11 protein-coding genes are annotated in these 12,346 nt (G+C 60.3%); 5 read left to right on the plus strand and 6 right to left on the minus strand.

Annotated elements, in window-relative coordinates:
- Positions 1–1,732: 1,732 nt before the first annotated feature.
- Genes gspD through gspG form a run of 5 tightly spaced genes read right to left on the minus strand, consistent with a single transcriptional unit; the run spans position 1,733 to position 7,184 of the window.
- A complete protein-coding gene (gspD, locus tag LIS66_RS14860) occupies positions 1,733–4,102 on the minus strand; it encodes a type II secretion system secretin GspD (protein WP_227972460.1) in 2,370 nt (789 codons plus the stop codon).
- Entirely contained in the window at positions 4,099–4,647 is a 549-nt protein-coding gene (gene gspM / locus LIS66_RS14865) for a type II secretion system protein GspM (protein ID WP_227972461.1), read from the minus strand. Before gspM ends, gspD begins: the two co-directional genes overlap by 4 nt.
- Positions 4,640–5,761 carry a type II secretion system protein GspL gene (gene gspL / locus LIS66_RS14870; RefSeq protein ID WP_227972462.1) on the minus strand — a complete coding sequence of 374 codons (1,122 nt, stop codon included), beginning with the start codon at positions 5,759–5,761 and terminating at the stop codon, positions 4,640–4,642. The genes gspM and gspL overlap by 8 nt, the downstream gene beginning before the upstream one ends.
- A complete protein-coding gene (gene gspK / locus LIS66_RS14875) occupies positions 5,758–6,678 on the minus strand; it encodes a type II secretion system minor pseudopilin GspK (RefSeq protein ID WP_227972463.1) in 921 nt (306 codons plus the stop codon). Before gspK ends, gspL begins: the two co-directional genes overlap by 4 nt.
- 47 nt (positions 6,679–6,725) lie before the next feature.
- A complete protein-coding gene (gene gspG / locus LIS66_RS14880) occupies positions 6,726–7,184 on the minus strand; it encodes a type II secretion system major pseudopilin GspG (RefSeq protein WP_056789534.1) in 459 nt (152 codons plus the stop codon).
- Positions 7,185–7,332: 148 nt separating this feature from the next.
- On the opposite strand from gspG, the gene gspI reads away from it, so the two are divergent.
- The 5 genes from gspI to LIS66_RS14905 all read left to right on the plus strand — a co-directional run bounded on the left by gspI (position 7,333) and on the right by LIS66_RS14905 (position 11,451).
- Positions 7,333–7,719, plus strand: coding sequence for a type II secretion system minor pseudopilin GspI (gspI, locus tag LIS66_RS14885; protein ID WP_227972464.1), 387 nt, complete (start codon positions 7,333–7,335; stop codon positions 7,717–7,719).
- 328 nt (positions 7,720–8,047) lie between these two features.
- Positions 8,048–9,151, plus strand: coding sequence for a hypothetical protein (locus LIS66_RS14890; protein ID WP_227972465.1), 1,104 nt, complete (start codon positions 8,048–8,050; stop codon positions 9,149–9,151).
- 2 nt (positions 9,152–9,153) lie between these two features.
- Positions 9,154–9,723, plus strand: a complete 570-nt coding sequence (locus LIS66_RS14895; RefSeq protein WP_159245424.1) for a LemA family protein — start codon at positions 9,154–9,156, stop codon at positions 9,721–9,723.
- 352 nt (positions 9,724–10,075) lie between these two features.
- Positions 10,076–11,203, plus strand: coding sequence for a PBS lyase (locus LIS66_RS14900; RefSeq protein ID WP_227972466.1), 1,128 nt, complete (start codon positions 10,076–10,078; stop codon positions 11,201–11,203).
- An 86-nt stretch (positions 11,204–11,289) separates the two neighbouring features.
- On the plus strand, positions 11,290–11,451 hold the full coding sequence (locus LIS66_RS14905; protein WP_227972467.1) for a hypothetical protein: 162 nt from the start codon (positions 11,290–11,292) through the stop codon (positions 11,449–11,451).
- 346 nt (positions 11,452–11,797) lie between these two features.
- On the opposite strand, the gene LIS66_RS14910 is transcribed toward LIS66_RS14905, so the two are convergent.
- Positions 11,798–12,157, minus strand: a complete 360-nt coding sequence (locus tag LIS66_RS14910) for a DUF6124 family protein (RefSeq protein ID WP_042606808.1) — start codon at positions 12,155–12,157, stop codon at positions 11,798–11,800.
- Positions 12,158–12,346: the final 189 nt, after the last annotated feature.

Genomic DNA, 12,346 nt, shown 5'->3' on the forward strand with positions numbered 1-12,346 from the left:
GGGAGCCCGAGCACTGAACAGCGAAGACCGAAGCAGAGCCCACCACTCCCAAAAGCGCACATCCCCCCTGTGGCGAGGGAGCTTGCTCCCGCTGGGCTGCGCAGCAGACCCAAACCCGGCAAACCGGTTTTTTCAGGTACACCGAGTGCAGCAAACTTGCGGCGGCTACGCCCCCGAGCGGGAGCAAGCTCCCTCGCCACAGTCATCATTGGGCTCAGAGGCATGGGCACTGTTGAACAGCGAAGACCGAAGCAGAGACCACCCCTCCCAAACGCCCACACATCCCCTGTGGCGAGGGAGCTTGCTCCCGCTGGGCTGCGCAGCAGACCCAAACCCGGCAAACCGGTTTTTTCAGACACACCGAGTGCAGTGGACTTGCGGCGGCTACGCCCCCGAGCGGGAGCAAGCTCCCTCGCCACAGTCATCATTCGGCTCAGAGGCATGGGCACACTTGAACAGCGGAGATCGAAGCGGAGACCATCCCTCCCAAACTCCAACACACCCCCTGTGGCGAGGGAGCTTGCTCCCGCTGGGCTGCGCAGCAGACCCCAACCCGGCAAACCAGTTTTTTCAGACACACCGAGTGCCGCGGACTTGCGGCGGCTTCGCCCCCGAGCGGGAGCAAGCTCCCTCGCCACAGTCATCATTTGGCTCAGAGGCGTGGGCACTCTTGGACAGCGAAGACCGAAGCAGAACCCACCCCTCCCAAACGCCCACACATCCCCTGTGGCGAGGGAGCTTGCTCCCGCTGGGCTGCGCAGCAGACCCAAACCCGGCAAACCGGTTTTTTCAGGTACACCGAGTGCAGCGAATTCGCGGCGGCTCCGCCCCCGAGCGGGAGCAAGCTCCCTCGCCACAGTCATCATTCGGTTCAGAGGCATGGGCACCCTTGGACAGCGGAGATCGAAACATAGACCATCCCTGCCACCCCCCCACACACCCCCTGTGGCGAGGGAGCTTGCTCCCGCTGGGCTGCGCAGCAGACCCAAACCCGGCAAACCGGTTTTTTCAGATACACCGAGCACAGTGGACTTGCGGCGGCTTCGCCCCCGAGCGGGAGCAAGCTCCCTCGCCACAGTCTTCATTGGGCTCAGGGGCCCGAGCACTGAATTGCTAAGACCGAAGCACAGCCCACCCCTCCCAAACGCCCACACACCCCCTGTGGCGAGGGAGCTTGCTCCCGCTGGGCTGCGCAGCAGACCCAAACCCGGCAACCCGGTTTTTTCAGACACACCGAGCACAGCGAATTCGCGGCGGCTGCGCCCCCGAGCGGGAGCAAGCTCCCTCGCCACAGTCAGCATTCGGCTCAGAGGTCCGAGCACTGAATTGCTAAGACTGAAACAGAGCCCACCCCTCCCAAACGCCAACACCCCCCCTGTGGCGAGGGAGCTTGCTCCCGCTGGGCTGCGCAGCAGACTTAAACCCGGCAAACCGGTTTTTTCAGATACACCGAGTGCAGCGAATTTGCGGCGGCTGCGCCCCCGAGCGGGAGCAAGCTCCCTCGCCAGTCGGCTCAGAGGCGTGGGCACTGTTGAACAGCGAAGACCGAAGCAGAGACCACCCGTCCCAAACCCCCACACACCCACTGTGGCGAGGGAGCTTGCTCCCGCTGGGCTGCGCAGCAGACCCAAACCCGGCAAACCGGTTTTTTCAGGTACACCGAGCACAGCGAATTCGCGGCGGCTGCGCCCCCGAGCGGGAGCAAGCTCCCTCGCCACAGTCATCATTGGGCTCATAGTCGTGGGCCTGCTTCGATCGGAACCGCTTTAATCGTGGCGCGAGGACCTGAAGGTGGGACGCCCTCGGCCGCCGCTGGCAATTGCGGCGCTTGCATGTCCGGCATCGCCCAGCTGCGTTCCGGTTGCAAGCCACCCTGGGCGCGGCGCATGAAGTCGTAGCGATTGAGGGTGATGCTGCGCCCCGCTTCGCTGTCGCGGATGATGTACGGGCGCAGGAATACCATCAGGTTGGTCTTGGTGATGGCCCGGCGTTCGTTGCGAAACAGCGCGCCGAGTCCCGGAATCGTCGACAGCCACGGCACTGCGTCATTGCTCTGGCTGTAGCCGTCCTGCAGCAACCCGCCGAGAACCATGATCTGCCCATCGTCGAGCAGAATGCTGGTGTCGATCGCACGTTTGTTGGTGACGATGCCCGCCGAGGTCACGCTGTTGGACGCGCGCTCATCAATGCTGCTGACCTCTTGATAGATATCAAGCTTCACCGTGCCGCCCTCGGAAATCTGCGGGCGTACGTTGAGCTTGAGGCCGACCTCTTCGCGGGTCACGGTCTGGAACGGGTTGTTGCTGGTGCCCCCGCCGCCGGTGACGTAGCTGCCGCTGACAAACGGGATGGTCTGGCCAACAAAAATGCTCGCTGCTTCGTTGTCCAGCGTCAGCAGGTTCGGCGTCGACAGCACATTGGTGCCGCCCTTGCTCTTCAACGCCCGGGCCAGCACTTTCAGGTCGAGAATCTTGCCGATGCCGGGAATGTCGACGGTGCCGTTGACGTAGCCGAGGTTCAAACCCTGCGGCAGTACGTCGATGCTGTTCTTGGCACCCGTGTTGAGCCCCGCGCCACCGAGATTGGCGCCACCGATCACGCCTTTGCCGCCAAGATTGCCGGTCTGCCATTGCACACCGAATTCGCTGGCATCATCCTCGCCGACCTCGACGATCAGGCTCTCGATCACCACCTGCGCACGGCGCTGGTCGAGCAGATCGATAACCTCACGCAAGTTGCGATACAGCGGCTCCGGTGCGGAAATCAGCAGCGTGTTGGTGGTGGCATCCGCCTGAATCGTCACGCCACCAGCGCTGAAAGCCACGTTCTGTTCGCTACTCTGCGTACCGCCATTGCTCGCCGCACCGCCACTGCCCTGCGCATAGCTGCCGCCAGTTCCGCCGCTGCCAGTCGACGTTGTCGTGCCCGTGCTCGGCGTGCTGCTCTGGCCGTTCTGCCCGGCATTGCCGCCGGTGCTGCTGCCCATCGCGCTGAGCACCGAACGCGCCGCGTCGCTGCTGCCGCTGTCGCTCTCGCCGGTGAGCAAACCGCGCAACGCCTGCGCCAGTTTCGCCGCTTGCGCGTTGCGCAGATAAACCACATGCAGATTGCTCGGATTGCTCTGGGCGTTGTCGAGTTTGTAGATCAGGTTACGCGCCAGCTCGGTGCGCTCGGGGCTGCCGGCGCGGATGATGATGGTGTTCGAGCGCGGGTCGCCAATCACCGCGATTTTCTGCGTCGGATCATTGCCCGGCGCATCGAGCAAGTCAGCCACCATCGGCGCGATGTCGGCGGCAATGCCGTTCTGGATCTGCACCACATCGGTGTCGATCGCGCTCGGCGTGTCGATGCTCTCGATCAGTTGCGCGACGCGGGTAAGGTTCTCGGCGTAGTCGGTGATCACCACGGTGTTGTTGCCCGGATAGGCATTGATCGGATTGTTCGGCGAAACGATCGGGCGCAGCACCGGGATCAGGTTTACCGCGTTCTCGTATTGCAGACGAAACGTGCGCGTGAGCATGCCGTTGCCCGCTGGTTTGTCGGCGCTATAGATCGGCCCGCCGAGCAGTTTCGCATCGGCCTCGGGAACCACCTGCGCAACGCCGCCGACATCGACCACGCTGAACCCTTGCATACGCAACGCCGCGAGCAGCATGTCGTAAGCCTGCCGCGCCGGCACCTGACCTTCCGAGACCAGGGTCAGATTACCCTTGACCCGAGGATCAACGAGAAACTGCTGCCCGGTGGCACGCGACAGCGCACGCACCACCGCCTGAATATCCGCCTCGACGAAATTCAGCGTCACCGGTTGCTCGCCCAACGGATTACGCGCGACCGAGTTGCTCGACGCGCCACCGCTACTGCGCCCGCGCTGACTGATGTTGTGCAATTGCTTCGGCACCGGCCGCGCCTGAGCCTGCGCCCGCTCGCGATCGGCCACCGCATCGCCGCTGCGCTGGGTGTTGGCCAGCGGCCTGCCGAGTTCACTGTCGACCAATAACGGCGGCTGATTCTGCGGTGCCGTGGTGCTATTGCACGCGCTCAATGCCATCAGCAACAACGGCAGCGCCAGACGTGCCGGTTTGCAGCGTGACTCCTTCATGAAGCTTCCTTAGCGCCCTGCGCCTGATCCATGCGAACGGTGCCTGACAATGTGCCGGCGGTGACATCGGTCGAGGTTTCGTTTGCGCGTTGCAACTGCGCCTCGACCACCTGCAGAGAAAGTTGTGACGGCTGGCTGAGCAGCCAGTCGAGCAGCACATCGGCCGGCGCGGCGTCGACACTCAACTGCCACGCCCCGCCGTCTGCCGCTTGTAATTGGTAATGCCCGGCCAGCCCCGCCGCTTGCAGACTTTGCTCCAGCGACTGGCCAACGCTTTGCCCTTGCGGACGCACATTGACGCTGCGCAACAGCACTTCCAGTGCTTCGGTCTGCGCGCGCAACTTGGGCGTTTCGCTCTGCCAAAAAGTGATCCTGGCCAACGGCGGCTTGACCAGCGTCAGCCAGATCAACACACCGATCAGCATCACGGCCGTGCCGCCGACCATGCGTTTTTCACGCAGCGCCAACGGCTGCCAACGCGCCTGCAACTGGCTGCTGAAGCGCTGCCAGCGCGCACGGTAAATCGCCAGCGTCGCTCTACTCATCGTCTGCTCCGCTGTCGTCGTCTTCGTTGGTGTTGGCGGTGGATTCATCGGTCGGGCGCAAGGTCCAGCCTTGGTCATCGGCAGTGACGCTGATGCCGGCCTGGGCCAAGGTGCTTTGCCAGTCCTTGTCGTTGCCGCCACGGTTTGCATCGCTGAGCAACGCCAACTGCAAGACGCCGTCGCGATAGGTCAGGCGCTCGACACTGCCGGCCATGAACGGCATGCCCGTGCCGGCCTGCAACACCAGCCGATTGAAGTTCTGCGCCGGGTCATCGACCGCGCCTTTTTGCCGCTGCTCCAGTTGCTGACGCGCCTGTTGCAGCGGGTTGAGAATCACCGGTAATTCGGGAAACGCCTGTTTCACCCGCTGACTCATCTGCGCCTTCAACTGCTGCCCCTGACGCGCTTCGCGGGCGGCGTACAGATTCAGCCCGACCACCCAAACGACCACGGCCAAAGCCACACACCCGACTGCACGCCCCCAGCCGCGCTGCTCGCCGCCGGTTTGCTGCAGACCACCGTGCAAACCCCAACCGGGCAAGGGACCGATCCAGCGCTGTGCTGATCCGGCTTCGAACGATGCCTCATCAACTTCGTCACCGAGCAACGGCTCAACCTGCGCACTGTTCAAACTCTCGCGCCGGAGCAAATGCCCGTCCGCCACACAAGCGACAACCCCCGGCAGCACCGGCAGGCTATACGGCGCCGGATACAAACCGCGCAGACTCAACCCCGCCTGCTTGAGCAGCGCAGCCAGACGCTGCAAGTGCTGCCGCGAGACCCAGGCAATCTGCACCTGCCCGCCCGCATCGCGAGGGCTGTGGCCGATATGCATCTGGCTGCTGTCGCCGAGCATCAACGCCTGCGCCGCGCACTGCACAGCCGCCGCGGTTTTGTTCGCAGGCAGCGGCGGTAGATCAATGCTGGCGAGCAGGCTGTCGGCCGGATGCAGAAAACACAGCAGCGGCGGTTGCTTTGGCCGTTGCCCCAACTCGATCAGACTCAGCCGCTCTTCATGAGTGACCTGCCCCTGACGATCCAGCCAGGCGCAGCTCACTTCGCTGTGCAACTCCAGCTCCGCCAGCGGCGGCAAAGCGACGCGCAACTGGCTCATGCGCCCACCCGCGACCAGATCACCTGCGGCAGGCGATCTTCACTACGGTGCAGCAAAGCGTCGAGGCTGACACGGCGCTGATCACGCCGCGCCTCACCGCGCAAACGAAACCAGTCACTGGTGATGCCGACTTTGACGCTGCTCATTTCCAGTTGCGGCATGCGCAAGCGGTTCACAAAATCGCCGCGATTGATAAACCAGCGCCCCGCGTCACGCTCGGCAATCAACGCCGTCGCCCGCTGCAGCGAAAGCCTCGGCACATACGCCGCCAGCACCTGCGCCGTAGCGGTATTGCCGTTGATCCATGTCGTCGCCGGAATCACCGTCACGTACGGCGCCAGTTGACCGATCAGTGCATCGGTGACCCCTTCGACGCTGCGCAGATCATCAAGTGTGCGCAGCATCGGCACCTTCGGCGGTTGCGGTTTATGCGCGGCATCCGGCGAAGTCGCGCGGCCACTGTCGAAACCGGCTTTGCCAGTCGCGCCAATCTGCGCATTCAGCAGATGCGGATAGCCGGCAATCACTCGCTGGCGGATGCGCTGCCCGACAACGGCGCTCACACCAATCAGCTCGCACAAACGCTCAAACGCCTGCACCTGCGCCTCATCGATTCGCTCGTTGGCCACCAGATTGCGTAGGTTGAACTTGCCCTGCTCATCCTCCAGCCGCCCGGCAAAACCCGCCGCCAGCAACGGCTGCGCCCAAGGCTGATCACGCCGGGTCAACGGATCACGCAGGCGCGCATCCCACAGCAACTGCCGGCTGACTTCCAGGCCACCCTGCGCCACCCAACGCCCCTGCACCCGCTGCTGATCGGCCTCCAGCGCCCGGGTCGCCACGCTCTGACGCGTCAGCATCCCCGCCGCAATCACCGCCACCACGGCGGCAATCAACAACGCGCTGATAATCGCCATGCCCCGTTGCTTCGCCCCGTTGAGCGAACCTGTGTTCACGGCCGGCCTTACAGCTGCCAGGAACCGATATCGGCATTCACGCCATCGCCGTCAGGCTGGCCATCGGCGCCGAGGGAAAAGATATCGACCTCACCATTCGCGCCCGGGTTGAGGTACTGATAAGGCCGGCCCCACGGGTCGTTCGGCAAACGCTCCAGATACGAACGCCAGTTGCTGTTCTTCGCATCCGCCGGCCGCTCGACCAGCACCTTCAGCCCCTGATTCATGCTCGGATAGGTGCCGTGATCGAGGCGATACAACTTCAACGCCTGCATCAACCCACCAATATCCTGCTTCGCCGCCGTCGCCCGCGCCTGATCCGGCCGGTCGAGCACCTTGGGCACCACCATCGCCGCCAGAATCCCCAGAATCACCACCACCACCATGATCTCGATCAAGGTAAAACCCTGCTGCCCACGTGGCATGCGCGGCGACTGACTGAGCGTTTTCAAAGGTGCGATATCCATCTCGACATTCCCTGGCTTGACCTGATTTCGACGCGCAGTGTTGCAAGAAGATATGTCAGGGATGTTGAAAATCCTCGGGTGTTTCCGTCGTCAAGCCGTCAAGGACGGGGGTTAGCGTCGAGGGCTGGGTTTTGCTTTTGGGCCATGTATGCGCGCGCGAACGCGAGAGGAAGGATTCACCCTGATTGAAGTGCTGGTGGCACTGGCAATCATCGCCGTCGCCATGTCTGCCGCCGTGCGCGTGGCCGGGTTGATGACGCAGAGTAATGGGCTGTTGCGGGATCGATCGATCGCGTTGATTGCCGCGCAGAGCCGGATGGCTGAGCTACGGCTGGAAGGTCGATTGCCGAATGGGATGAAGGCTTTTGAATGTGATCAAGGAAGACTTATGTTGCGCTGCGAACAGGTGATCGCCAGCGCAGAGAATGGGCGGTTGCTCAAGATTGGCATTCAAGTATTCGACCGAAACCAGGATGCGCCGCCGTTGGCCAGACTGGAGACCTTATTGTCACGGCCGGGAAGCCCCTCACCCTAGCCCTCTCCCGGGGGAGAGGGAACCGATTCGGGGAAATTCGTGAGATACGCCGACCTGAACGTATCGCTCTGAATCCAGCATCGCTGAAGCCCAGCAAAGCCATAGTCGCTAAGGTCTTCCAGGTCGATGTACAACACAAGACACCTCGGTCGGCCCCCTCCCAGAAGAAACATTTCCAGATACTGAGACAGGCCAGAAGCCATCATTGCCCTGACAATGCTATCGTCCCCTCCTTTTTCAAATTTCTGACAGATTATGAATAGCACCAAATCCTCAATCCGGGCGGCTGCATCCGCGCCAGGCATCCCTGAATCAATGGATACCTGACATGCCCAAGACATCGCAGAACGCGAGATTAAAAAAGTTGCTGGCTGTGAGCGAGGCCAGTGTTGAAAGCGCCGAATCCAAGACCGACCTATTGAACGTGATCCAAGACTTCGCCTCGTACAGTGGCCCGCTCGAATTCGATCGAACACGCTCATGGTGGTTTTTCGGCACTGGCCTTTTATTGATCGCAAGCACTCTGGCCCTCTACTGGTTTCAGAACACCTACAGCGTCGTTTATTTTTTTTACCGGCTGCAACTTGATCCCGACTTTTTCGCCATGGCGCCTAGTTTGCTCGGCCTGGTGATTGTCGTTTGGAGTCTGGCATGGATGAAATCCAAATCTGGTCGCTTGCCGTCGCTCAGCAGCAGAATTGCTCAACTGTCGTCCTTCTTTCACAACGGTTTGATCTGCCTGGAAGAAGATTCGGACCGAACCCTCAACAGGCTGGATGCGCAATTTGGTGATTACAGCCGGGGCAACTACAGCCGCAGTCTGGTTGAATCGATTCAGGGCGTATTCACCGGCACGCTGCGCAAAATCCCGTACACGTACCGCCAGTTGCACTACGTCAACAGACGCAAGGTGCACACCACGGTGACCGACAAAGATGGAAATAAAAGAACGGAGACGCGCGTGGTGTACGACCACTACGACCGATACAGCCTGGTCATCGACTTTCCATGGGTGACCGGTATATCCGTCAGATCTGATGATCAGTCAGAGAACGACTATGCGTGGCCCATGGACACGGCTTCTCTGGATTTCAACAAAGCATTCCGGTTGACGGGCCAGAGCGAGATGCTTTGTGCAAAATTCATCAAGCCATCCACAGTGCTGCACTTGCTGAAGCTATTCGACATTCTCCATCGTCCCAACCTGGAGTTCTCCGACAACGGAAAACTCTGCCTCAGCTTTGCAAACAACGACCTGTTCACGTTCAGTACGGAGTACTCGCTGACTTCACCCAACGAGTTTTACGCAGAAATTGACGCCGGTATCGAACTGCCGCGCTTGATGTCTGTGCTCCAATGGAGCCATGAACTCAGTGAGCTGCACGATGACAACTTCAGCTCCCTTCCCCCTGTAAACCGCCAAGAGAAATAAGCATGGACATTGCACTCATCCTCGTCGCTGTTATCGCTGTCGTCATCGTCATAGTGGGCTTCAGCATCTACAACGGCATCATCGGGGGCCACAACCGAGTACAACGCGCCTGGTCGGACGTTCTCGTTTACGAACGCCAGAAGACCAAAGTGCTCGACCAGCTTCAAAAGGTACTTGGAGACTTTATGGTTTATGAAGCCAGTCTCCTGGAAAAAATCACCGGCCTGCGCAGCGCGATCAACGCCCTCCCCGCCGGCGCAAACGGCAATGCCCTCGCGACCGTTGAAACCGCCTCGCGGGAGCTGATGGGTGGATTGCGCATCGCGTTCGAGGCCTACCCGGACCTCAAAGCATCAGAAGCGGCGAACAACATGATGCGTGAAATTGCCGAACAACAAGAGAACGTCGGCGCAGCCATCACCATCTACAACCGCAACGTCGAGCTGTTCAACAACTCCATCGAAATGTTCCCAGGCTCGGTGGTCAATGGCCTGTTCAACAAGAAAACTCGCGTAACGCCGTTCTCCGATACCGAAGCTTCGCAAGGTTTCTCTTACACCCCGAATATCTAAACCCGCGTCATGCGTCGAACCCATCACCCATCAGGGTGATGGTCGATCACCTCGCTTTTTGTTAGACCGCCCCTAACTTTGCCAAGCGCAATGCCGAAAGCAGAGAAAGGTGGGGATCTCGGCCTAGTCCACGACTCTGTAATCAGCACAAATCCCTGTGGGAGCGAGCCTGCTCGCGAAAGCGCCAGCCCAAACAACCAATCAACCCGCTGCCGCCCCCGCACATCACAACTCGAGAATTTTGCCCGCAAGAGCAAGTCGCGTAGGCTGCTGCTTTTGCGCAAACAATATGTACTCGCAAGGACGCACAGTGCGAGAACTGTGCAGGCAACCGTCCCCCCAAGCATTAGCCGTGTTGATCGAACGTCTGAACGATTGGGTCCCTCAGGTTCGCGACTTGGCAGCGCAAGGCCTGAAGCACTACCTGTCACCAGATCACACCCAGGCATGGTTATCAGCACTGGAACCCTTGATGGCATTGGCAGCGCAACGCCGGGTCGACCACGCCCAGACACTGTCGGCGGTCCGAGCGATGCTGCAATCGGTGGACTGCTGGGATGAGGTCTACGCCGACTTCTTGAATCGCCAGGGCAAAGCCGCGCGCTACCTGTTTACGCTTTTGCTTGAAGCCCCCGAGTCTCCCGAAACGCTCATACGAAGTGCGTTGGCTCATCGCGAGTTGACCGTACGGTTGATGGCGGTGTCGGCGAGCCTGACACTGCCGGCGACGCAGAGTCTGCCGTTGCTCCTTGAAGCCATGTCTCACCCCGGCGCCAAAATCCGCGTACGCGTGCTTTATGCGCTGCTGCCGCTGCTCGCCGATCCGAAACCTGTACTGCGCGAAACTTTGTTGGATGTTTCACCGGCGGTCCGCAATCTCGCGCTTTGGGCTGCAGCTCGTAACGAAGTTGATGCGCGCGCAGTCCTCACCCAGCGCTTAAGCCAGCCTCTACCCACGGTAAAACAACATTGGCTGGGCGTGATTGGCCTCGCCGCAGAACTGGCTGTGGAGTTGCCAGAGCGATGGCATACACCTGCGCTGCGATCGACCTATGTGACCGTGCGACAAGCCGCGACACGCCTGCTTCGCGATGATCAACTGTCTGAGCTGTTCGAGGCGCTTGATGATCCTTCGGAGAAAGTGTTTGGGTTGGTGATTGCGAAACTGGACAAAATACCGTGGTTCGTATTGAACATCAGATTGATGGCCAAACTTGATCAAGACTGGCATGAACTTACGTCGAAACGGCGCAGCACCATTTTCCGACTTGTTCCGACGTGGCAACAACTCGGCTACTTGCTGAAACGCCTCGACACGGGGCACGCCGGCCAAACCTATTGGCTCGGCCAAATCGATGCGTGGTGTGACAGGCAGTATCTCGCTTTCGATCCGATAACTCCCAAGACCGATCGCGCCGCATGGCAAGAAAAGCTTCGTGAATTAAAGGCAACCGGGCAGATCCGCTTGGGTGCGCGGTAGTCATGACTGGTTTTGTCGAGCTACAAGTCAGCTGAAGGAACTGTGAAATCGAAGCTTCGATCCTTGTACTTGCCGCACTTTACTGCATGGGTATCAGCGCAGCGTTTGCCGATGACTCACAGGCGCCAAACGACAAGCGCGGTCCAGCAGGCATCGTCGTCGGTGAGCGTTTGGCTGCGGCCAAGTCCAAACTGGTCAAACAAGGATGGAAGCCAACGTGGATGCACACCACCGACGGTTATGAATAAAGTGGCCTGGAGAGGGAGCTGGCTACACGAAACTACTTCGAACTGGACACCTGCTCGTTTGATAGCTCGCGCTGCAGCTTGTACTACTCGAAGAAAGGCGCTTGCCTGCGCGTCGATACGATAGGCGAGCAGTTCAATGACATGACAGTCACGCGATGGACCCGTGAATGTCCTGATGCGCCTCAATAATCACGTAAAACTAAACCGACCCGCTCCCACAGGTTTCAGCGACGAACACAATATCCGTTACCAACGCAGAACCCTGTGGGAGCCAGCCCGCTGGCGATAGCGGATCATCAGGCAGCAGAAACAGCGCATCTGCCATCGCTGCCAGCCCTACTCCACATCAACCCGGCAACTCCAAATTATCTAGCGCCCGATTCACCGCCAGCTCCCCCAGCATGATCAGTTGAGCAACCCCCAACAACGCCCGCCGCTGCGGCGCTGGCAACAAACTGGAAATGTCCTGAGCAATCGTCTTCGCCGAAGCAAGCGTTTCACTCGCATCCGCCAGCAGTTCTTCATTCTTGGTATCCGCCGTCACCGCATACATCCCACGCGCCTTACGTGGCGGCGGCAGGAGATTGTTTGGAGACAGGTAATGATTGAGCGCGCGGTCAGCGGCTTCGTGGAGTTTGTTTGAATCGAGGGATTCGTAGGGAGACGTGGGGTCGGTTTCGGGTGGGTTGGGTGTTGGTTTGATCATGGTGCAACTCCTTGATTATTGGAGCCGCCACGTTTCGCTGCGAAACGAAGAGAGGTGGCAGCTGTACGCAGGTTCGCAGACCGGGAATCAAGGAACCCGGCATACCCGAAGGTATCCCGCGCACAGCCGCCATAAAGCACCATTGCCGAAACGGCAACGACTTGGAGCGCTGTGCGCCTTGATTGATCC

This window comes from Pseudomonas sp. HN2 (assembly GCF_020736465.1).
GTDB classification, from domain to species: domain Bacteria; phylum Pseudomonadota; class Gammaproteobacteria; order Pseudomonadales; family Pseudomonadaceae; genus Aquipseudomonas; species Aquipseudomonas moraviensis_A.

What these genes read in the sequence shown, in the direction of transcription:
- gspD (WP_227972460.1), bottom strand. Translation starts at nt 4,102, where the DNA reads ATGAAGGAGTCACGCTGCAAACCGGCACGTCTGGCGCTGCCGTTGTTG.
- gspM (WP_227972461.1), bottom strand. Translation starts at nt 4,647, where the DNA reads ATGAGTAGAGCGACGCTGGCGATTTACCGTGCGCGCTGGCAGCGCTTC.
- gspL (WP_227972462.1), bottom strand. Translation starts at nt 5,761, where the DNA reads ATGAGCCAGTTGCGCGTCGCTTTGCCGCCGCTGGCGGAGCTGGAGTTG.
- gspK (WP_227972463.1), bottom strand. Translation starts at nt 6,678, where the DNA reads ATGGCGATTATCAGCGCGTTGTTGATTGCCGCCGTGGTGGCGGTGATT.
- gspG (WP_056789534.1), bottom strand. Translation starts at nt 7,184, where the DNA reads ATGGATATCGCACCTTTGAAAACGCTCAGTCAGTCGCCGCGCATGCCA.
- gspI (WP_227972464.1), top strand. Translation starts at nt 7,333, where the DNA reads ATGCGCGCGCGAACGCGAGAGGAAGGATTCACCCTGATTGAAGTGCTG.
- LIS66_RS14890 (WP_227972465.1), top strand. Translation starts at nt 8,048, where the DNA reads ATGCCCAAGACATCGCAGAACGCGAGATTAAAAAAGTTGCTGGCTGTG.
- LIS66_RS14895 (WP_159245424.1), top strand. Translation starts at nt 9,154, where the DNA reads ATGGACATTGCACTCATCCTCGTCGCTGTTATCGCTGTCGTCATCGTC.
- LIS66_RS14905 (WP_227972467.1), top strand. Translation starts at nt 11,290, where the DNA reads ATGGGTATCAGCGCAGCGTTTGCCGATGACTCACAGGCGCCAAACGAC.
- LIS66_RS14910 (WP_042606808.1), bottom strand. Translation starts at nt 12,157, where the DNA reads ATGATCAAACCAACACCCAACCCACCCGAAACCGACCCCACGTCTCCC.